The 18990-nt window shown below is 71.1% G+C and carries 21 protein-coding genes and 1 pseudogene; 7 read left to right on the forward strand and 15 right to left on the reverse strand.

The window, feature by feature from the left end; genetic code table 11:
- Window positions 1-155 precede the first annotated feature (155 nt).
- From PHA84_RS20690 to PHA84_RS05135, 3 genes and pseudogenes are all read left to right on the forward strand, one after another.
- Window positions 156-323 (forward strand): annotated as a pseudogene (locus tag PHA84_RS20690) (alcohol dehydrogenase catalytic domain-containing protein); the annotation flags it as partial.
- Between the two features lie 65 nt (window positions 324-388).
- Window positions 389-1087, forward strand: coding sequence for a zinc-binding dehydrogenase (locus PHA84_RS05130; RefSeq protein ID WP_333742214.1), 699 nt, complete (start codon window positions 389-391; stop codon window positions 1085-1087).
- A gap of 29 nt (window positions 1088-1116) precedes the next feature.
- The gene (locus PHA84_RS05135) at window positions 1117-2154 is read left to right on the forward strand and encodes a zinc-dependent alcohol dehydrogenase family protein (RefSeq protein WP_270887120.1); all 1038 of its coding nucleotides are present in this window, start codon (window positions 1117-1119) and stop codon (window positions 2152-2154) included.
- 186 nt (window positions 2155-2340) lie between these two features.
- On the opposite strand, the gene PHA84_RS05140 is transcribed toward PHA84_RS05135, so the two are convergent.
- Complete coding sequence (locus PHA84_RS05140; protein WP_270887019.1) at window positions 2341-3885, reverse strand: PucR family transcriptional regulator; 1545 nt, start codon at window positions 3883-3885, stop codon at window positions 2341-2343.
- A 102-nt stretch (window positions 3886-3987) separates the two neighbouring features.
- On the opposite strand from PHA84_RS05140, the gene PHA84_RS05145 reads away from it, so the two are divergent.
- Together PHA84_RS05145 and PHA84_RS05150 are read left to right on the forward strand one after the other, a co-directional pair.
- Complete coding sequence (locus PHA84_RS05145; protein ID WP_270887020.1) at window positions 3988-5256, forward strand: NAD(P)/FAD-dependent oxidoreductase; 1269 nt, start codon at window positions 3988-3990, stop codon at window positions 5254-5256.
- Between the two features lie 53 nt (window positions 5257-5309).
- Window positions 5310-5609: a metal-sensitive transcriptional regulator gene (locus PHA84_RS05150; protein WP_270887021.1), complete on the forward strand. Its 300-nt coding sequence runs from the start codon at window positions 5310-5312 to the stop codon at window positions 5607-5609.
- 6 nt (window positions 5610-5615) lie between these two features.
- Here PHA84_RS05150 and PHA84_RS05155 read toward each other — a convergent pair whose 3' ends face one another.
- From PHA84_RS05155 to PHA84_RS05165, 3 genes are all read right to left on the reverse strand, one after another.
- Window positions 5616-6722 carry a lysylphosphatidylglycerol synthase transmembrane domain-containing protein gene (locus PHA84_RS05155; protein ID WP_270887022.1) on the reverse strand — a complete coding sequence of 369 codons (1107 nt, stop codon included), beginning with the start codon at window positions 6720-6722 and terminating at the stop codon, window positions 5616-5618.
- A 98-nt stretch (window positions 6723-6820) separates the two neighbouring features.
- On the reverse strand, window positions 6821-7171 hold the full coding sequence (locus tag PHA84_RS05160) for a UBP-type zinc finger domain-containing protein (protein WP_270887023.1): 351 nt from the start codon (window positions 7169-7171) through the stop codon (window positions 6821-6823).
- Between the two features lie 47 nt (window positions 7172-7218).
- Window positions 7219-8172 (reverse strand): hypothetical protein, encoded by a 954-nt coding sequence (locus tag PHA84_RS05165; protein WP_270887024.1) that lies wholly within the window; start codon window positions 8170-8172, stop codon window positions 7219-7221.
- 117 nt (window positions 8173-8289) lie between these two features.
- Between PHA84_RS05165 and PHA84_RS05170 the strand changes: the two genes are divergently transcribed.
- Complete coding sequence (locus tag PHA84_RS05170) at window positions 8290-8760, forward strand: VOC family protein (protein WP_270887025.1); 471 nt, start codon at window positions 8290-8292, stop codon at window positions 8758-8760.
- Between the two features lie 2 nt (window positions 8761-8762).
- Here the strand turns inward: PHA84_RS05170 and PHA84_RS05175 are convergent, their stop codons facing one another.
- Window positions 8763-9224 carry an SRPBCC family protein gene (locus tag PHA84_RS05175; protein ID WP_270887026.1) on the reverse strand — a complete coding sequence of 154 codons (462 nt, stop codon included), beginning with the start codon at window positions 9222-9224 and terminating at the stop codon, window positions 8763-8765.
- Window positions 9225-9340: 116 nt separating this feature from the next.
- On the opposite strand from PHA84_RS05175, the gene PHA84_RS05180 reads away from it, so the two are divergent.
- Window positions 9341-10900 (forward strand): DHA2 family efflux MFS transporter permease subunit, encoded by a 1560-nt coding sequence (locus PHA84_RS05180; protein WP_270887027.1) that lies wholly within the window; start codon window positions 9341-9343, stop codon window positions 10898-10900.
- A gap of 86 nt (window positions 10901-10986) precedes the next feature.
- Here the strand turns inward: PHA84_RS05180 and PHA84_RS05185 are convergent, their stop codons facing one another.
- The 10 genes from PHA84_RS05185 to PHA84_RS05230 form a co-directional block, all read right to left on the reverse strand.
- Window positions 10987-11409 (reverse strand): VOC family protein, encoded by a 423-nt coding sequence (locus PHA84_RS05185; RefSeq protein ID WP_270887028.1) that lies wholly within the window; start codon window positions 11407-11409, stop codon window positions 10987-10989.
- A 101-nt stretch (window positions 11410-11510) separates the two neighbouring features.
- Complete coding sequence (locus tag PHA84_RS05190; protein ID WP_270887029.1) at window positions 11511-12509, reverse strand: GTP pyrophosphokinase; 999 nt, start codon at window positions 12507-12509, stop codon at window positions 11511-11513.
- 47 nt (window positions 12510-12556) lie between these two features.
- Complete coding sequence (locus PHA84_RS05195) at window positions 12557-13045, reverse strand: DinB family protein (RefSeq protein ID WP_270887030.1); 489 nt, start codon at window positions 13043-13045, stop codon at window positions 12557-12559.
- A 28-nt stretch (window positions 13046-13073) separates the two neighbouring features.
- Window positions 13074-13589: a DinB family protein gene (locus PHA84_RS05200; RefSeq protein ID WP_270887031.1), complete on the reverse strand. Its 516-nt coding sequence runs from the start codon at window positions 13587-13589 to the stop codon at window positions 13074-13076.
- Window positions 13586-14734 (reverse strand): CaiB/BaiF CoA transferase family protein, encoded by a 1149-nt coding sequence (locus PHA84_RS05205; protein ID WP_270887032.1) that lies wholly within the window; start codon window positions 14732-14734, stop codon window positions 13586-13588. The genes PHA84_RS05200 and PHA84_RS05205 overlap by 4 nt, the downstream gene beginning before the upstream one ends.
- 50 nt (window positions 14735-14784) lie before the next feature.
- Entirely contained in the window at window positions 14785-15939 is a 1155-nt protein-coding gene (gene wecB, locus PHA84_RS05210) for a non-hydrolyzing UDP-N-acetylglucosamine 2-epimerase (protein ID WP_270887033.1), read from the reverse strand.
- On the reverse strand, window positions 15939-16832 hold the full coding sequence (locus PHA84_RS05215) for a hypothetical protein (protein ID WP_270887034.1): 894 nt from the start codon (window positions 16830-16832) through the stop codon (window positions 15939-15941). Before PHA84_RS05215 ends, wecB begins: the two co-directional genes overlap by 1 nt.
- Entirely contained in the window at window positions 16829-18247 is a 1419-nt protein-coding gene (locus tag PHA84_RS05220; protein ID WP_270887035.1) for a glycosyltransferase family 2 protein, read from the reverse strand. The genes PHA84_RS05215 and PHA84_RS05220 overlap by 4 nt, the downstream gene beginning before the upstream one ends.
- On the reverse strand, window positions 18244-18717 hold the full coding sequence (locus tag PHA84_RS05225; RefSeq protein ID WP_270887036.1) for a hypothetical protein: 474 nt from the start codon (window positions 18715-18717) through the stop codon (window positions 18244-18246). The genes PHA84_RS05220 and PHA84_RS05225 overlap by 4 nt, the downstream gene beginning before the upstream one ends.
- 79 nt (window positions 18718-18796) lie before the next feature.
- The gene (locus PHA84_RS05230; protein WP_270887037.1) at window positions 18797-18949 is read right to left on the reverse strand and encodes a hypothetical protein; all 153 of its coding nucleotides are present in this window, start codon (window positions 18947-18949) and stop codon (window positions 18797-18799) included.
- Window positions 18950-18990: the final 41 nt, after the last annotated feature.

The raw sequence follows: 18990 nt of genomic DNA on the forward strand, positions 1-18990 counted from the left end.
TCCTGTCCCGCCCTGCCCAGTCGCGGCCTCTCTAGCGAGGCCTGCCCCATCTCCTGGAGGCCCTCGTGCGCACCGCTCTCCTCAACCGGCCCGGCGACCTCACGCTCGTCGAGCGGCCCGTCCCGCAGCCGGCCCCCGACGAGGTGCTGGTCAGAGTGCTGGCGGTCGGCGTCTGCGGTTCCGACACCCATTACTACGACCACGGCAGGATCGGCAGGTTCGTGGTGAGGCAGCCGCTCGTCCTCGGCCATGAGGCGTCCGGCGTCATCGAGGCGGTCGGCGCCGACGTCGACGAGCGACGCGTGGGGCAGCGCGTCTCCATCGAGCCGGGTGTGCCCTGCCGGGCCTGCGAGCAGTGCCTCTCCGGTCGCTACAACTCTGCCCCGACATGGTGTTCCATGCCACGCCGCCGGTCGACGGCTCGCTGGCCGAGCTCGTCACCATCCACCATGCCTTCGCACACCCCGTCCCGGACACGGTCAGCGACGAGGCCGCGGCCCTGCTCGAGCCGCTGTCGGTCGGCATCTGGGCCTGCCGCAAGGGCGAGGTCCGTCCAGCGTCCAGGGTGCTGGTCACCGGCGCAGGTCCGATCGGGCTGGTCTGCGTACAGGTCGCCAAGGCCTGCGGCGCGACCGAGATCACCGTGGCCGACGTGAACCCGGACCGGCTGGCTGTCGCGGTGGAGGTGGGCGCTACCAGGATCATCGACACAGCTGGGGCCACTGTCGGCGACACGTTGAGGGACGCGGACCCCCCTCAGGTGCTGCTCGAATGCTCGGGCCATGCGGGCGTGACGGCCCAGGGAGTCCGCGCGCTCGGCCCCGGTGGCAGGGCCGTGCTGGTGGGGATGGGCGGCGACGAGCTGACACTGCCCCTGTCCGTCATCCAGGAGCGCGAGCTGGTTGTCACGGGGACGTTCCGATACGCCGGCACGTGGCCGACGGCCGTCGCTCTCGCGGCCTCGGGCAGGGTCGACCTCGAGCGGCTCGTCACCGGGCGCTACGGACTCGCCGACGCGGCGTCTGCCCTGACAGCGGTCCGTGACACGCCAGGCGCCATCAAGTCGATCATCAACCCGCAGGCATGACCCCATTGCAGGAGCGCGGCGTGGCGACGATGCGGGCAGTGCGGTTGCCCGGAGACAGCACGGTGGAGACCGTCACGGTGGACGTGCCGCAACCCGGGGACGGCCAGCTGCTGCTCAGGATGCGCGCGTCGTCGATCTGCGGCAGCGACATCAGAGCCATCTACCGCGAACATCTCGGGCACGGGGCCGAGGCGTACCAGGGGGTCGTCGCGGGGCACGAACCGTGCGGGGAGGTGGCCGCGACCGGACCCGGTACGCGGCGGCTGCGGGTCGGCGACCGCGTCGTGGTGCACCACATCGCCGGGTGCGGCCAGTGCGAGCAGTGCCATCGCGGCTACCCGGTGGGCTGCCAGTCGCCCTTCCGCGCCGCTCACGGGTGGCAGCGCGACGGTGGCCATGCGGAGTTCATGCTGGCGCAGGAGGAGTCCTGCCTCGCGTTGCCGGAACCGCTGACCTTCGTCGACGGCGCGCTCGTCTCGTGCGGCTTCGGCACGGCGTACGAGGCCCTGCTGCGGGCCGGTGTCAGCGGTCGCGACCGGCTGCTCGTCACTGGCTTGGGACCAGTGGGGCTTGCCGTGGCGATGCTGGGCCGCGCCCTGGGCGCGACCACCGTGCTGGGCACCGACGTCTCGGCCGAGAGGGTCGGGCTCGCGCTGAGGCTGGGGCTCGTGGACCTGGCGGTACCCCCGGACTCCCTCGACGCCGCGGTGGCCGACGCCACGGACGGCTTCGGCTGCGAGGTGGCGGTGGACTGCTCGGGAAGCACCACGGCGCGGGAGTCGGCGCTGCGCAACACCAGGGCCTGGGGACGCTGCGTGTTCGTCGGCGAGGGCGGCTCGGTGACCTTCGCCGTGTCGGACCTGCTCATCCACCGGCAGATCGCCCTCCACGGGTCCTGGGTCAGCTCCGTGCGGCACATGGAGGAGCTGCTCGAGCTCCTCGTCCGGTGGGACCTGCACCCGGAGAGGGTGGTGACGCACCGCTTTCCGCTCGAGGAGGCCGAGGCGGCGTACCGGCTGGCGGCGGAGGGACACTCGGGCAAGGTGACCCTGGTGATGGAGGACTGATGGGCGACGAGCGAACCCGGGCGGCCGGAGTCGACGCCAGGACGCAGTCGACGGTCCGCGGACACCGTTGAGCCCAGCGCGTCGATCTGCGACAGCGCGGCCCGCCCCGAGCTCACGCACCCCAACGGCGTCCGGGTCGGCTACCTGTCCACGGGCGTGCGTGGACGGCTGCGCGCGTCCCGGTGACTACCTCCACGTGCCGGCGCCCACCTCCACGGCAGCCACGAGCTGCAACCGCACCGCCAGCCGCACGGTCGGGTCCTCGAGGTCAAGCCCCGCCACGTCCGCCACGCGGCTCATCCGGTAGCGCATCGTGTTGGGGTGGACGTGGATGGCGGCCGCGGCACGGGCCGGTGCCCCCGGGTGGTCGAGCCACGCGGCCAACGTGCGGACAAGCTCGGCGTGGTGCTCTAGGTCGTAGGCCCGCAGCAGGGCGACAGGGCCCTGTGCGTCGCTCTCAGCCAGGCCGGCCACCGCCCGGTTCACGGTGACCTCTGCCCAGAGCTCCTCGTGCGTGGCCACGGAGCGCAGCGGTGGAGCCGCACTGTCGACCTCCCGGGCCTGTGCTCGCGAGCGCCCGAGGTCACCGGCCTGGTATGCCGGCCGCCCGGCCCGCGCCGTCAGCTCCAGCCCCTCCTCCCGAGCGCGGGCGACCACGGCGCCGAGCCAGCCCCACGAGCCCGCCGAGGCGTCGTCGGCGTCCCGCACCACGGCGTATGGCCGCCCGTCGAGGTCGGCCAGCAGCGGCTGGTTCCAGGCGTTGCGGCGACAGACCGACTCCCACAGGTCGAGCTGATGCGCCGCGTCGCCCAAGCCGCCCGAGCCGCCCAGCGCGACGGCCCTCCAGGGACCTGGCGGGAGCCAGGAGTCGGCACCGGCCGCGCTCCCCGACAGCACCCCGCGCAGACGGTCGGCGGCGACCCGGCGGGACAGGTCTGCCTGGGCGCGCAGCCGCAACAGGTGAAGGGCGACCACGGATGCCGTCTGGACGAGCTCCGCGACGACGTCCACGGGCGGACGTCCCTCGACCAGGGCCCAGATCGAGCCCAGCCACTCGCCCCCCGCTCGGACCGGGATGACCAGGCGCGGTTTCGTGCCGCCCGACGCCGGGACGAAGACCGGCTCCGCCGAGCGCGCCAGCCGACGGAAGACGCCCTGGGCGCGAAGGGTGGCCAGGACCTGGTCCGGCACCCGGCGGCCCACGATCGTGGAGACGCGCGCCGGGTCGGTGAGGTCCTGGCGGGCGGAGTAGGCCAGCACCCGGGACTGGGCGTCCTCGATCGTCACCGGAGCGTCGACGAGGGCCGCCGCGGCGTCCGCGAGCGCGAAGAGGTCGTCCTGGACAGGTGCGTCCTCGCGACGGCCGGGGCCCACTGCGGCACGGTCGAGTACGCCCCGCAGCAGCCAGACGACGTGTGCCCAGGACGCCTGCTCGGCGAGCTCGAGCAGAGCCACGCCGTCCTGAAGGGCCTGGTCGCGCACGGCGCGACGACGCGCCAGCCCCCGCCGGAGCACTACCCCCCCGGCACCGGCGGCGGCGGCGGCGGAGACCAGCGAGACAGCTGCCTGCGTGCTGTCCATTCCGACTCCCAGCACCAGGTCGTCCGGCTGGCCCACGATGCCGTGGCTCGGTTCCGCGATGGTCACGTCGTCGACCGCGCCGTGGGCGGGCGCCACGCCGATGTTGAGGAGCCCGCCGAGGGTGGCGGCCAGGTCGACGACGGAGAGCATGGCGGAAGGATGCCTCGCCTTGTCCGCATCCCACAAGCCCAACCGAGCGCTTTGTGCCCGGAGCCTAATGCGCCCCTCCTGCGGTCCCAGGACCATGGATGTATGTCTCCCGTCACCGCCGCCGGTCTTCCCGTCCCCCAACGCGTCGCCGTCGTCGGCGCCGGAATGGTCGGACTGTCGACCGCGTGGTTCCTCCAGGAGCACGGCGTGGACGTGACTGTGCTGGACAGGGAAGGCGTCGCTGCCGGCTCGTCCTGGGGCAACGCCGGCTGGCTGACACCAGGGATCGCTACTCCGCTGCCCGAGCCGGCGGTTCTCAAGTACGGCCTGCGCGCGGTGCTCTCCCCCTCCTCTCCGGTGTACGTGCCGCCCAGCGCCGACCCGGCCTTCCTCAAGTTCGTCGCCGGCTTCACGCGGCACTCCACCATGAAGGCCTGGAAGAAGGCGATGGGCTCCCTCGTGCCCGTCAACGACCTCTCGCTGGAGAGCTTCGACGTGCTGCACGCCGGTGGGGTGCAGGCGCAGACCCGGGAGGCCAAGTCGTTCCTCGCCTCCTACCGCACCGCGGCCGAGCGCGTGACGTTGCTGCGGGAGATCGAGCACATCCACACTGCCGGGCAGGCCATCGAGTTCGAGGCCCTGACCGGGGACCAGGCCCGCGCCATCGAGCCGAGCCTGTCCGATGAGATCGGCGCGGCGATCCTGCTCAAGGGGCAGCGGTTCGTCGACCCGGGCTCCTACGTGCACGCCCTGGCGGACTCGGTCCGTTCCAGGGGCGGCAAGATCCTCGACGCGGCGACGGTCTCCGACGTCCGCGACACGGGAGCGGGCGTGGTGGTCACCACGGCCGAGGGCTCCGTCGAGGAGTTCGACGCCGCCGTGCTTGCGACCGGTGCCTGGCTCGGTACGTTGGCGAGACGGTTCGGCGTCCAGAACGTCGTCCAGGCCGGGCGCGGGTACTCCTTCTCGGTGGCCATCGACCACGTTCCCAACGGCCCCGTCTACTTCCCCGCCCAGCGAGTGGCCTGCACCCCCATCGGCGAGCGCCTCCGCGTCGCCGGGATGATGGAGTTCCGCAAGCCCGAGGCGGCCCTGGACCACCGGCGCGTGAGGGCGATCGCGGAGGCGGCCCGGCCCCTCCTTCGCGGGGCGGACCTCGACGACCGCCAGGACGAGTGGGTCGGCTCGCGCCCCTGCACCGTCGACGGCCTACCCCTCATCGGCGCCACGACCAGCCCCCGGGTCTTCGCGGCCGGCGGGCATGGCATGTGGGGCATCACCCTCGGACCTGTCACGGGTCGCCTGCTGGCCCGCACCATGGTCACCGGCAAGAGGGTCGAGCAGCTTGCTCCCTTCGACCCACTGCGCTGAGGGGGCGCTTCCATGCACACCGCTGTCATACCCCTCCGGGGTATGGTGTGCCCATGAGCACAACAGTCCCAGCGCCCGGATACCACGGCCGCAAGAACGCGCACCTCAAGCGGCTGCGCCGTGTCGAGGGACAGGTCCGCGGCCTTCAGCGGATGGTCGAGGAGGACCAGTACTGCATCGACATCCTCACCCAGGTGTCCGCGGCGACGAAGGCCCTGCAGTCCTTCTCGCTCGAGCTGCTCGAGGAGCACCTGGCCCACTGCGTGGTGGACGCGGCGCGGGCGGGCGGCCCCGAGGCGCAGGAGAAGGTGCGGGAGGCCTCTGACGCGATCGCCCGACTGGTCCGGTCCTGAGCCCCCTCAGACCGGCTGCGGACTGCGGCGGACCGACCAGGCGAGCATCGACAGACCGCCGACGGGGATCTCCATCCCGAACGTGAAGGCCCGGTAGAGCAGGACCCCAGCGGCTGCCACCGTCGAGTCGACCTGCAGGGCAGCCAGAGCGCCGGTCATGCCGACCTCGACGACCCCGGTTGCGCCAGGGGTGAGGACCACCAGCGACAGGACCCGCTCGACCGCGAACGCGGCCAGCACCACCGCTGGGCTCGGGGTGACGCCCAGCATCCGTAGCGAGAGCCAGAGCAGGGCGGCCTGCAGCGAGGCGTACGCCACCTTGCCGAAGACCATCCGTGCCCACCCGTCAGCGACCAGCGCCCTGCTCTCGCGCCGGAAGGCCGCCGCCCGGGCGGCATACCCCTCGGCCGGCGGGTGCAGCCTACGGCCGTGTGAGCACAGCACGTCCCCCCAGGCACCGACCGTGCGGACGGCCCGGTCGTCCCGGGCGAGAAGCCACACCACCAGCGCGACGAAGGTGAGCAGCCCCAGACCGACGTACGCCGCGCCGTTCAGGGTGCCCCCGGCCTCGACACCCGCCGCCGCGAGCCAGAGCAGCGCGACAGCCGGAAGCACGAGCTTGAGAGCCGTGTCGAAGAGGTTCGTCAGCAGCGCCCATCGGGCGAACGCCGGGGAGCTGAAGCCCCAGGACCGCGCCATCTTCCAGTTCGCCACCGTGCCGGCTGCGCCCCCCAGGGGTAAGAGGTTGGAGACGAAGCTGCCCGTCAGGTTCAGGAGCAACGCTCGACGGTGCGACAGGCCGGGCAGTGCAGCGGTCAAGGCCGGCGTATGCGCCCAGAGCCCACTCAGCCAGACCACCGTGAGCAGGACGAGCTGCGCCAGCGACAGCCCGCCGAGCGCCCTGGCGATGGCCGACCACTCGGCGCCGGCCACCTTCGGCAGGGCCACAGCCACGAAGCCGGTGGCCAGCGCTCCGGACACGGCCAGTCTCGCGGCACGACGCCGTGCGCCTGGGTGCCGTACGCGGCCAGGCGCCTTGGAAGGCAGCCGCGCAGCCTCGGTCGGGCGTGGTGCGTCGGTGGGGGGTGGTGCGAGCGCGAGGTCGAGGGCCATGGCCCAACGGTGACGGCCGCAACCCCTTCGTCACATCAGGGCAGATACCCATTTCGACCTGGGAGGTGCGCGTCCCCGTCAGGGTCCACCCCGAGGGGTCAGTGCAGAAGCTCCTGCCAGTTCGCTGGCACCGACCCACCCGGTCCCGGAGCCGGCTGGTCGGCAGGGTGCGCCTGGGGCTCGCGCAGCGCCGGGCCCGAGAAGGCCGCTCCCTCGCGGAAGTCCCAGAACCACTCCTCACCCGGTTCGTACGAGCGGATCACCGGGTGGCCCGTCTCCCGGAAGTGGGCACTGGCGTGCTGGCTGGGGGAGCTGTCGCAGCATCCGATGTGGCCACACGTGGCACAGCGGCGCAGGTGCATCCACCATCCGTGGGCGGCCAGGCATTCGACGCATCCCGGTCCGCTGGGTGCGACCGTCGGGTCGATGGCCTCGTACGCGTCGCTCATCGTCGTCCCTCGCTCATCGTCGTCCCTCGCTCACCGTGGTCTCTCGCTCATCGTCGTCCCTGTCTCAAGGTCGTCAGTCGGTCGAGCTCGTCCTTCGCCGCCTGCCGGGCGGCGACCGCTGCCTTGCGCCGGCCGACAGCCTCGGACACGTCTTCGAGTGCCCGGCCGTCCGCCGCCCGGGCCTTCTCGAGCTGGCGCTCGACCAGCGCCAGGCGCTCTCGCGTCTCCTGTGCGTGCTGACGAGCCTCCTCCACGGTGGCCTCCGCCTTCTCGAGCTCGGCGGTCGCTGCGTTCAGGACGGCACGGGCGGCCGCCACTCGTTCAGCCTGCTCGGCGGCATGGTAGGCCTCACTGTCGGTGTCGGGCGGCGAGTCTGCATCGGGCTCCGTGACGGACGCTGCGCCCGGTTCCCCCTTCCCCGGCGTGGCCTGGCCCCGGTCGCCGGTGCCCCCTCGCACCACCGTCAGGATGGCCCCGGACGTCGTCCGGAAGACCGCCTCGGAGAGGTCGACCTCGCCGAACCCGCTGTAGGACAGGGCTCTGGTGAGCTGGCCGGAGGCCACGGCGGTCGCCGCGTCCCCGTCGGCCAGGGCTGCGATCACGGTGGCGCGCACCTCGTCACGACCGGCGGCGGACAGCGTGCGGCCGTCCGCTTCCAGCTCACGGGCAGCGGCCTCGACGAACGCGCTCACCAACCGGTCCCGGTCGGGTCGCAGAGCCGTGAGAGTGCGCGTGTCGAGCATGGCTTGCGCCCCGCGCATGCGCCTGCCGAGGTCGAGCAGGTCCTCCACGACCTGCGGCGCGCGGCGGACCACCAGGTTGACCGCCCAGGCCGCGACGCTCGGCTTGCGCAGCTTGCCGATCGCGCCGGCGGCCTCGGTGTCCTTGGCCGCTCGGGCGTCGGCCACGGCCTGCTTCCGGATGGCCATGAAGTCCTCCGGCGACGCGGCGTACAGGCTCCGCATGGCTGTGGCGAGCCGTTCGGTCTGCTGCGGCGGCACGGTGGTGACGTTACGGCATTGCTCCGGCGTCACCCGGACGATGAGTTTCCGGCCGTCAGGGAGTCGAATAGAAGACAGGCGGCGACCGGCCGTCCGACCACACCGCTAGGAGATGCCATGCCTCGCACCTACCCATGTCTCTGGTTCGACACCGCGGCGGAGGACGCGGCGAAGTTCTACACCGCAACCTTCCCCAACTCCTCGATCGGCACCGTCGCCCGGTACCCCGAAGGCAGCGGGGAACGGGAGGGGCAGGTCCTCACCGTGGCCTTCGAGCTCGATGGCGCCCGCTACCTGGCGCTGAACGGTGGGCCGGAGTTCAGCTTCGACGAGGCGATCTCGCTGATGGTCGACTGCGCCGACCAGGCGGAGATCGACTACTACTGGGAGGCGCTGGCGGCCGACGGCGGCTCCGAGGGCCCGTGCGGCTGGCTCAAGGACAGGTACGGGGTGTCCTGGCAGGTCGTGCCGAAGAACTGGGACGAGATCGCCAGTGGGGACCCGCAGCGGGCGGCGAAGGTCTTCGCCGCCATGATGACCATGAAGAAGCTCGACATCGCGGCGCTCGAGGCGGCAGCTGAGGCGTGAGCTCAGTCCGCCCCGTCGGACGCTGCCCCTGCCGGACCGCCGTCCAGCGCTCGCCTGATGCCTGCGACGGTCTGGTCCCCCAGCCTCTCGAAAACGCGCTGCATCAGTGGCTCTGCAAGCCTCGCAGGGCCGTTGAACATGATGTGCGCGTGGTACGTCACCTCGCTGCCGGACGGATGCGCCACCACGGCGATGTCGTCCGTGGACGTCGCTGTGGTGTTGGAGCCCCGAAGGATGAGGCGGTCCGGCTCGAGACGCACGAGCTCGTAGTCGAGCTCGGTCTCACGGCCCAGCACCTTGGAGACGTTCTTCCAGCGCGAGCCGACCGTGACCTCCCCCGAGTCGACCCTCGTGCAGCGCACCGTCCCGGGGTCCCACTGCTCGGCGTTGCCGAAGTCGCTGAGATAGGCCAGTACCTGCGCCGGGGAACGGGTGACCGTGAAGGTGCGCGAGACGTCGACCATGCGCCGACGCTAACCGGCAAAAAGACGAGGCGCACTCCCCGCGCCGTCAACTAACCTCGATGGTGCGCTGCGCAGCGTCGCGGGGAGCGCACCATCCCGGCCCGAGAGGAATCCCTGTGTCCGCCAATGCCACCACTTCCGTGGACTATCCCGAGAGCATCGACGCCGCGGTACTGAAGGTCGCCGGCGTGGTCGTGCTCGGCGCGATCATGTCGATCCTGGACATCACCGTCGTGAACGTCGCCCTCCCCGTGTTCCAGAACGTCTTCGCCGACGACCCCGCCAAGCCGCTGGCCTACTCGGCCGTGGCATGGACCGTCACCGCGTACACGCTCGCGCTGGCCACGGTGATCCCGCTCACCGGCTGGGCCGCCGACCGGTTCGGCACGAAGCGCCTCTACATCATGGCGATCATCCTGTTCACCGCCGGCTCGGCGTTGTGCGCCGCCGCTGCCAGCCTCCCCATGCTGATCGGCTTCCGAGTGCTGCAGGGGCTGGGCGGCGGGATGCTGATGCCGCTTGGCATGACCATCATGACGCGGGCGGCGGGCCCGCACCGGATGGGCCGCCTCATGGCCATCCTCGGGGTCCCGATGCTGCTGGGCCCGATCTTCGGCCCCATCCTCGGCGGCTGGCTCATCGAGATCGCGAGCTGGCACTGGATCTTCCTCATCAACGTGCCGCTGGGGGTCATCGCGTCGGTCTACGCCTTCGCCGCCCTGCCCAAGGACCACACCGAGCCGACGGAGTCGTTCGACTTCCTCGGCGTGGCCCTGATGTCGCCGGGCCTGGCACTGTTCCTTTTCGGCGTCTCGTCCATCCCCGAGAAGGGGACGATGAACGCCCCGAAGGTCTACGTCAGCATGGCGATCGGGCTCGTGCTCATGCTCTCGTTCGTGTGGCACTCGTTCCGGCCGGCGCACCCGTTGCTCGACCTCAGGCTCTTCCGGAACCGCAACCTCACCGTCTCCATCGTCACGATGTTCATCTTCGCGGCGGCGTTCTTCGGGGGCCTCCTGCTGGTGCCGACCTACTACCAGCAGGTGCGCGGCGAGTCCACGCTGTCGGCCGGTTGGCTGGTGGCGCCGCAGGGCGCCGGCGCCATGCTGACCATGCCGCTGGCCGGCTTCCTCGTCGACAGGCTCCCCGTCGGGCGCATCGTCCCGTTCGGTCTCGTGGGGATCGTCCTGGGGATGTTCGGTATGACGCAGATCGACGCCGACACCTCGAAGTGGACCATGACCGGGCTGCTCTTCCTCATGGGGCTGGGGATGGGCGGGACGATGATGCCGATCTTCACCACAGCCCTGAGGACCCTGACGCATCACGAGGTGGCCCGTGGGTCGACGTTGCTCAACATCACCCAGCAGATCGCGAGCTCCGTGGGCGTCGCCGTCATGTCGGTCATCCTCACGAACAACCTGAAGGAGTCGCCGGTCGCCCTGGCCGCCATCGCGTCAAGGCGTGACCCGTCCCTGGTGGGTCAGCTCGGCGGACCTGCCGGCGTGGCCAAGGGCCTGGCGGACGCCGCGCACGCGTTCGCCAGCACCTTCTGGGTCGCGGCACTGCTGGTCACCCTGACGCTCATCCCCGCGGCGTTCCTTCCGCGACGGCGCGAGGTGTCGCACCTGCTCGACGACGTCGACGAGGGCGCACCTCCTCTCCTCATGCACTGAGGAGAGGAGGTCGTAGCTCGACTGGCGGGAGGGGGCGGAACTGGCGGGGGAGAGGGCGGAGTAGAGCGGAGACCGGAGGCGACGGGCTACGAGCCGGTCGCCTGCCCGCCGGCGATGTTGACCATCCACGGCACGCCGAACCGGTCGACGCACATCCCGAACTCGTCGCCCCACATCTGCTTCTCGAGCGGCATGGTGACCTGGCCGTCCGCCGACAGCTTCTCGAAGTAGCCGCGCAGCTGGTCCGCGTCGTCACCGCTCAGGCTGACGGTGATGGTGTCACCCGGGTTGTGCGACATGCCGGTCGGCGTGTCCGCCACCATGAGGGTGTAGCCGGCCTCCGTCTCGAGCTGTCCGTGCATGATCTTCTCCGCGTCAGGACCGTCGCCCGCGCCGAACTCGCCGAACGTGCTGACGTTGGACGTGCCGCCGAAGACGTCCCGGTAGAACTCCAGCGCCTGGCGCGCGTTGTCGGAGAAGCTGATGTACGGGTTGAGGCGCGAGGTCATCGTGATGCTCCTTGGTGTGGTCTTCCGGACGCTTCGCACCCTAGCCGGGCAGCCGCTGGTGTGGACCGCCTTTCGACGTGGGACGAATGGCGGAGGCGGACTCACATGCTGCGCAGCTTCTCCAGCCGGGCCTTCAGCGCCGGTACCCGATGCGCGTTACCGTGCAGCCCCAGGTAGCGCGCCCCGAACACCGCGAGCAGCGCGTCGTCCAGCCGGCGCACGGCTCCCGCGGGATAGCGGTAGCCCATCCGGGCGTTGATCCCCGGCACGTCGATCGAGGACAGCAGCCCACCGAGCTCGTCCAGCGACGTGATGCCCAGCTCGAGCAGGAGCCCCGAGATCCAGGCGTAGTGGTCGGTGCGGGACCACCCCGCGTCCTGGAACTGTCCGGCGAGGAACGTCGCCAGGTCCGAGGCGCTGATCCTCGGGTCGTCCTCGTCGTGCCTGAGCCGCTGGCCGCCCATCGTGGCCTGGAGCCGGTCGCGGATCGCGGAGAACTCACGGTCGGCCAGCTCGAGGAGCCCGGCGGCGAGCGTGAACCGGCGGTCGAGGTCGGGCACGTGCTCCTGCGGGATCGTCCCCTTGTAGCGGACGTCGTGCTCGAACTCCGCCCACGCGTGCTGCAGGATCGTGCGCACCTGCACGGAGGCGCTCCGGGTCCGCAGGGTGTCGTAGGCCGGTGGAGCGCCGCGCGTGGGGTCGATTGCCACCAGGAGGTGGCGGCTGGAGTATCCGAACCGTCCCTGGCGGGCGGTCTCCTGACCGAGGTCGCGGTCGTCGAGGACGCTCAGCTGGTCGGAGAGCATGTCCGCCACGGCGGTCACGTCGGCGTGCAGGTACGTGACCACGCGGACGCCGATCTGGTCGGTGATCTGCTCCAGGGGATCGGGGTACAGCGGCGCACCGTCGACGGTGCGGGCCGCCTTGCCGGCGAACGACGCGACGCTCTTGGCACGGCCGGTGACGCTGACGTAGTTGATGCCCGCGTCGTCGAGCAGTGAGGTGACCATGGCGACGTAGAGGTCCGCGAGCTGACGAAGCTCGGGCTGCAGCGCGGCATACCGCTGTACTGCCTGCCGGGTCAGGTCCTCGTGGCTCACGGGACCACTGTGCCGTATGCGGGCCGGCACGCTCCGCGGCGTCCCGGCTACGGACCGGTGCGGCCGTCGACCCGCTCCCGGATGAGGTCCGCGTGCCCGCAGTGCCGGGCATACTCCTCGAGGAGGTGCACGAGCAGCTCCCGCAACGAGATCCGGTCACGGGTGGGGTGCCGGCTCACGAGCTCGAGGGAGTCGGCGCGTTCGACGAAGTCACGGGCGAAGGCCACCTCTCGCCTCCAGGACTCCCAGGCCTCCGCCACGACGTCCGGATCACCGACGGCCCCGTTGAAGTCGGCGTCGGGGTCCTCGGCGGTGGCGTACAGGCGCGGCAGGTCCTCGCCGGCCATGGTGATCCGGAACCAGATGTGCTCCACCTTGGCCAGGTGTCGGAGCAGCCCGAGAAGGGAGAGGGTCGAGGGCTCGACCGAGCGACGTGCCAGCTGGTCGGCGTCCAGGTCGGCGCACTTCTGTTCGAAGGTGGTGCGGTAGTGCTCGAGGTACTCCAGCAGCGTCGCTCGCTCGCTCACCGTGGTCATGCCCTTCTTCCGTAGGTCATCCTCTTGGTCAGTCCAGTACCAGCCACTGCCTGCCGTCGATGACCTCGCGCGCGGCGTCCGCGTGCCCGGCGTGGCACGCCGTCTCGACCATCACATGCAGGATCACCTCGCGCAGGCTCTCCAGCCCCCAGCCCTCGCCGAAGACCTCGACGGGCCACCAGGCCGGCCGCTCGTCCAAGGAGGTCGCGTCGACGAGGGCGTTGGCGCGCGCGACCTGCTCACGGTAGTCCGCCAGCACGGCGTCGACGGTGAGGTCGTCGGACACGTGCCAGCCGTCTGGCTGACCGGAGGTCGCGTCCACGATGACCTCCTGGTCGGCCGCCATGACGCCCGCGAACCAGAACCGCTCGACGTCCCGGGCGAGATGGCGCACGAGGCCGAGGAGGCTCCATCCCGACGGCAGGACCGGTCGGCGCAGGTCGGTCTCCCCGAGGTCCGCGATCGCGCCGAGGACGTGGTTGCGCTGAGAGTCGAGGTAGTCGCGAAGCACGGCCTTCTCAGGCGGCTGTGTGCCCTCGCTCAACGGTCTACCCCCTTCCCGTCATCCGGCCGGGTCACCGTGTACCAGGTCAGCGGTGCGTCGCCCCCGGGAGTGACCGTACGGGCGGCGGTCGGTCTGGCGGAAGGGGTGCGGCTGAAGCGCGGTGCGGGAGCCGGTTGCACCACGCTGCCTTCAGTCAGCCACGTCCCGCGCGCCGTGAGATGAGCGTCGTAAGCGGCTTCGCGAGGGGAGAGGACCGCCGTGACGCAGGCGTCGGTCCCCGCGAAGACTTCCACCCAGTGGTTACGGGGCCTACTGGCGAAACGGGCAGCCAGCAGGCCGCGGAGACCCTCGCGGCAGGAGGGGTCCCTGCGGTCGGGGACGTCCGCGTGCACCAGGCCGAGCCCGTCGAGGAGAAGGGCGAAGAACTGCGGCTCCAGCGCCCCCACCGCCACGTAGCCGCCGTCGGCGCACTCGTAGACCCCGTACTCCGGGGCGCCGCCGTCGAGCAGGTTGGTTCCCCGCTCCTCGTTCCAGAGACCGCTCGCCTGCATGCCGCTCAGCATGGCCAGGAGCGACACGGTGCCGTCGACGATGGCGGCGTCGACGACCTGCCCCATCCCCGACGAGCGGGCGTCGAGAACCGCCGCCAGAACTCCGACGGCCAGCATCAGGCCGCCTGCGCCGAAGTCCCCCAGCAGGTTGAGCGGCGGCACCGGAGGAGCACCGGCGGGCCCTATGGCGCCGAGGGCACCGGACAACGCAAGGTAGTTGATGTCGTGGCCCGCCGTCGACGCTAGCGGGCCCTCCTGTCCCCAGCCCGTCATGCGGGCGTAGACGAGTCCGGGGTTGCGTGCGTGGCACTGCACAGGACCGAACCCCAGCCGTTCGGCGACGCCGGGCCTGAAGCCCTCGACCAGCACGTCGGCGTCGGCCGCAAGATCGAGCAGCACGGCGACGCCGGCGGGCCGCTTGAGGTCGAGGACGAGCCGGTGGCGGTTCCGGAACAGCACGGCGTGCGCGGCCTCAGTGACGGCGTCCGTGTCCGGGCGCTGGACCAGGACAACGTCGGCTCCAAGGTCCGCGAGCAGCATGCAGCCGTATGGCGCCGGCCCGATGCCGGCGACCTCGAGGACTCGCAGGCCGGTCAGCGGGCCTGAGGACACAGCCGTCGGCGCGGTGCTCACCTAGCGGAGCCTAGCCGCGCGGCCCCGCCGGGAGTGTGGCCGCGGTAGTCCTACTGGCCCTGCCAGTCCTTGGGGCGCTCCCCACCGTCGAGCAGCCAGCGGATCGCCAGGGCGGACCGAGGGCCTGCCTCGCCGTCCCCGTACGGGTTGTGGCCCGGCGCGACACCGTCGCCGTCCAGGACCTGTCCCACGAGCTCCACCATCGAGGCCGTCTGCAGACCGGCGAGCCGGGCCCACCCGGTGTCTATGCCCTCCGGTCGCTCGGTCGTCGTGCGCGCCACGACGGCCTGCACGCCGATCGTGGGTGCCTCCTCCTGGATGCCGCCCGAGTCGGTCAGCACCGCGTCCGCCCCGCTGAGGACGGCGAGCATGTCGTCATAGGGCAGGGGGTCGAGCAGGGTGCACCTCTCGGTGTCTCCCAGGGCTGCCCGCACGTCGGCCGCGACGGCGGGGTTCGGGTGGGTGACGACGTACGCCTGCAGGTTGGCACGCTGACCGAGCAGTTCCTTCACGGCCTGTGTGACTGCCTGGACGCCCTCGCCCCATGCCTCGCGGCGATGAACCGTCACCACGAGCCGCTGCTCGTCGGCGGCCTTCGGCCACTGGGCACGGCCGGTGGCGCGGGCGGCCGGAAGCAAGGTCTGGAGAGCGTCGACCACCGTGTTTCCCGAGACGAGCACGTGGTCGCCGACATGGCCCTCGGCTGCGAGGGCGGCGGCGGCTCGGGCGGTGGGTGCCAGATGGAGGTCCGCCAGGTCGGCCAGGAGCGTCCGGTTCGTCTCCTCCGGGAAAGGGTTCTCACGGTCGCCGGTGCGCAGTCCGGCCTCGACGTGGACGAGGGGGATCCGGCGGAGATGGGCAGCGAGGCCCACTGCGAGAGCGGTGGAGGTGTCGCCCTGCACCACGACGGCGGCGGGCGCGTCGAGCCGCAGGTGGTCGTCGGCCGCCTTGATGGTCAGCGACATGAGCTCGGCAAGCCCTCCGTCGCGCCTCTTGATGCCGAGGTTGACGGCAGCGCTGAGGTCGAAGGGCCGTAGGGCCTCGTCGACCCGCCCCGGCTGCTGTCCGGTGTCGACGACGGTAGGGACGAGGCCGACCTCGATGAGGGCGCGGACGAGGGGAGCGATCTTCACCGCCTCCGGGCGGGTGCCCGCGACCAGATGGACGCGGGCACCTCCGGAGAGCAGGTTGTGCTGGTCTGGCATCAGGCGGCCGCGCGGCTTGCCCGGTGACGTCGGATGCCGTACGAGGTGCCGGTCATGACGGCGGCCGTGCCGAGGGCCACCGCAGCGCCACCGAGGGGCAGCATCGGCACGTCCTGGGTCAGGGCGTTCCCGCCACAGGTGACCTTCCCGAGGTCCAGAGACAGGATCGAGCTGTTCGGGCCGAGGCCGATGTGCAGGGCCGTCGCCGACGTGGTGGGACCCGTCGTGTCGACCTGGTTCACCGCCACGCTCAGGACCGAGCTGAACGGCGCCGGGATGCTGGCCGGCTGGTTGACGTCGATCGGGATGACCACCGCCGGGCCGGGGATGCCGAGGACCGTCGCCTGGGCGATGATCTTGACGTTCGCCAGGGTGGAGCCGGCCGAGAACCCGGTGGTGGAGTCCGCGGTCGCCGCCGTGCAGTAGCTGTACAGCGAGCTGGCCTCGATGCGGAACGTGTAGCCCGTGCCGAGGACGCTGAAGCTGGGAAGGTTCACGATGGCGGGGCCGGCGGTCGTCGCCGTGCAGGTCCCGTCGCTTCCGAGGGTGAGCGCGCCACCGGTGCCCACGATGCCGGCACAGGCTGCAGAGGTGCCGTCGCTCGAGGCGATGGCGGTCTGCGAGTACACGCCGGTGTTGGCCAGTGTCTCGCCCGGCAGCAGCGGGATGGCGCCACTGAGGGTACTGACGACCTGCGGGACGCTGCCGTCGTCCACTGCCTTGGAGATCGGGATGAGCGGCGTGGAGAGAGCCGCGACGTTGATGGCCGAGGCCGTCGACTGGCTGACCGTGGCGGCCTGTGCCGCGGCCGCGGAGCCGAGCACGACGGCGAGCGCCACCGCCGTGACGCGGACGGACTTCCCCACCGCCGTACGTAGAGAGAGGGTTTTCATAGTGCCTTCCTGGATGGTTCGCCCATGGCCACCGGAGCCATGCGCGGGTGTGAGCCAACGGGTCCCCCGCCAGCGGTGCCGAGCACGCGGGCGGTCTTCACCCAGTTGTCCTGTGCTCGGAGAATTCGGTAGAAGCCGCGCCAGACGGCCGCGAGCATCGCGTACGTGTAGAGCCAGTAGCCGAGCCCGAGAAGCAGGGCGCGACGCCGCGTCATGGTGGGCTCGCAGCGCAGGCGGTAGATGGTCGCCCACACCGCCAGCGGCGCGATGCCGAAGACGAGGACAAGCGGGATCAGCCCCCAGGCGCCGTCGAGGAACCACGCCCCGAGTCCCCCCGGAGCGGTGAAGGCGAACGTGCCAAGCACCGCGGCGGCGGTGAGGTAGACGATCGTGCCGAGCACCTGCGTCCACGGGACGAGCAGGAAGTAGCTGATCTCCAAGGCCGACGGGGTGCTGATATGAGGACTCACCAGCACCTGTCGGAGGTACTTGGCGCACTGCATCCCGCCCTGCGCCCACCGAGTTCGCTGACGCAGCAGCGCGCTGAGCCCGGGCAGGCCCTCCTGGGCCACCCAGGTGTCGTCGCAGTACCGGTTACGGCGGCCGGAGAGCAGCACATGCAGGCCCAGCTCGAAGTCCTCGAGCAGGGAGCCATGCCACGGTGTCCCCGCGCGCTCGGCGATGGTGTTGAGCGCGCCGAGGCGCGAGAACTGGCCGTTTCCCCCCATGCCGGCGCTACCGATGCGGTGGCGCAGGTGCTGCATCGCGGCGATGACGGTCCGGAACTCGAGGTCCTGGAGGGTCACCAGCAGCCGTCCGAGGCGCGTTGCCGCGGCCGGGTCGTCGGCTCCCGTCTCCGCCAGGCCACGGTTCAGCATGCGGACCTGGATCTGCACTGCTCCCACCTCAGGGTCGGCGAAGCCGCCGTCGCCCGCCAGGATGCCGAGGGCGTCGGGGGCCAGCCGGCCGTCGGCGTCCAGCACTCCGACGACCACCGTCTCCGGGTTCAGACCGGGTGAGGTGTCGGCCAGCCAGGCGCTCAGGTGGCGCCAGGCCGAGTTCAGCGCCTCGCCCTTCCCCTGCTGGGCGTCCGGCGGCCGCCGGCTCACGACGTGGATGCGGGTGTCCTGACTGGCCAGGGACGCCAGAACCTCACCCGTGCGGTCGGTGGAGGCGTCGTCGATGCACCACACGTGCGCTTCGGGGAAGTCGGCCCGGAGTCGGCTCAGCGAGCGCCCGATCACGGCGTCCTCGTTCAGGCAGGGGATGAAGAAGTGCCAGGACAGGTCCCCGGACGGCGCGGCGCTGGAGGGCTGACGCCGGACGTAGGGGACCAGGATCGCGGTGACGTAGCTGAGGAAGACGACGCAGAGGACCAGTGCGGCGAGGTCGACCTGTGCGGAGAGGCCGGTCATGCCGGCGCCGCCGACGGTCGGCTCGCGAGCAGCCGGATGAAGAGCGTTGCGCCGATGACGAAACCGACCGTCGTGATCGCCGAGCCGAGGAACACGTGCGTCGCCTCGTAGCCACGCTCAAAGCCCCAGTGCTTCATGGCGCCGATGATCACCGCGAACCTCACCTGGTTCGAGATGACGAAGACGGCCATGAGCTCTATCGCACTGACCACCACCCGGCGCACCGGCAGGTCCCGGAAGTAGGCGAACGGGGACGCGGCGATGAGGAACACGCCCAGGAGCGGACCGATGCTGCACCCTGGAGTCAGGCTGATGCCGAAACGATGCCCTTGGATGAGGAAGAGCAGCGCCGTCTGGACGTGCTCGGTGTTGACACCCGCCCATCCCAGCAGGGTGTGCTGCACATAGGCCTCGAAGACCCGGACGTCTCGGGCGAAGACGAGCAGAGCCACACCGGATGCGGCGAGCATCAGACTGAGTACCTGCCGCCGCATCCGACGCAGCCGGCGAAGATGCCGGCGGTGCGCCATCGGTGGCGCCACTGGTGGCTCAGCCCTTCATGACCGTGGCACTGCGCACCAGAGCAGCTCCCACGATCAACAGGGCGAGAGCCGCGAAAACGAAGGCGGGTGCCTCGAACCCGGTGTAGGCAAGAGTGCCCGACGCCGCGCCAGCAGAGAGTCCCGCGCCTGAACCGTACATGTCTGGAAAGCTCCCTTAGTCGTAACCAACGTCCGGGGGTA

It is taken from the genome of Pedococcus sp. 5OH_020, assembly GCF_027812955.1.
Taxonomy (GTDB): domain Bacteria; phylum Actinomycetota; class Actinomycetes; order Actinomycetales; family Dermatophilaceae; genus Pedococcus.

Excerpts from the sequence above, each read along its gene's own strand:
- PHA84_RS05140 (WP_270887019.1), bottom strand. The coding sequence starts at position 3,885 with ATGCTCTCCGTCGTCGACCTGGCCGCCACCCTCGGCGGGCTCCTCAAC.
- PHA84_RS05170 (WP_270887025.1), top strand. The coding sequence starts at position 8,290 with ATGCCTCGCACCTACCCATGTCTCTGGTTCGACACCGCGGCGGAGGAC.
- PHA84_RS05230 (WP_270887037.1), bottom strand. The coding sequence starts at position 18,949 with ATGTACGGTTCAGGCGCGGGACTCTCTGCTGGCGCGGCGTCGGGCACT.
- PHA84_RS05195 (WP_270887030.1), bottom strand. The coding sequence starts at position 13,045 with ATGACCACGGTGAGCGAGCGAGCGACGCTGCTGGAGTACCTCGAGCAC.
- PHA84_RS05175 (WP_270887026.1), bottom strand. The coding sequence starts at position 9,224 with ATGGTCGACGTCTCGCGCACCTTCACGGTCACCCGTTCCCCGGCGCAG.
- PHA84_RS05135 (WP_270887120.1), top strand. The coding sequence starts at position 1,117 with ATGCGGGCAGTGCGGTTGCCCGGAGACAGCACGGTGGAGACCGTCACG.
- PHA84_RS05130 (WP_333742214.1), top strand. The coding sequence starts at position 389 with ATGGTGTTCCATGCCACGCCGCCGGTCGACGGCTCGCTGGCCGAGCTC.
- PHA84_RS05220 (WP_270887035.1), bottom strand. The coding sequence starts at position 18,247 with ATGACCGGCCTCTCCGCACAGGTCGACCTCGCCGCACTGGTCCTCTGC.
- PHA84_RS05160 (WP_270887023.1), bottom strand. The coding sequence starts at position 7,171 with ATGAGCGACGCGTACGAGGCCATCGACCCGACGGTCGCACCCAGCGGA.
- PHA84_RS05225 (WP_270887036.1), bottom strand. The coding sequence starts at position 18,717 with ATGCTCGCCGCATCCGGTGTGGCTCTGCTCGTCTTCGCCCGAGACGTC.
- PHA84_RS05185 (WP_270887028.1), bottom strand. The coding sequence starts at position 11,409 with ATGACCTCGCGCCTCAACCCGTACATCAGCTTCTCCGACAACGCGCGC.
- PHA84_RS05145 (WP_270887020.1), top strand. The coding sequence starts at position 3,988 with ATGTCTCCCGTCACCGCCGCCGGTCTTCCCGTCCCCCAACGCGTCGCC.
- PHA84_RS05215 (WP_270887034.1), bottom strand. The coding sequence starts at position 16,832 with ATGAAAACCCTCTCTCTACGTACGGCGGTGGGGAAGTCCGTCCGCGTC.
- wecB (WP_270887033.1), bottom strand. The coding sequence starts at position 15,939 with ATGCCAGACCAGCACAACCTGCTCTCCGGAGGTGCCCGCGTCCATCTG.
- PHA84_RS05155 (WP_270887022.1), bottom strand. The coding sequence starts at position 6,722 with ATGGCCCTCGACCTCGCGCTCGCACCACCCCCCACCGACGCACCACGC.
- PHA84_RS05150 (WP_270887021.1), top strand. The coding sequence starts at position 5,310 with ATGAGCACAACAGTCCCAGCGCCCGGATACCACGGCCGCAAGAACGCG.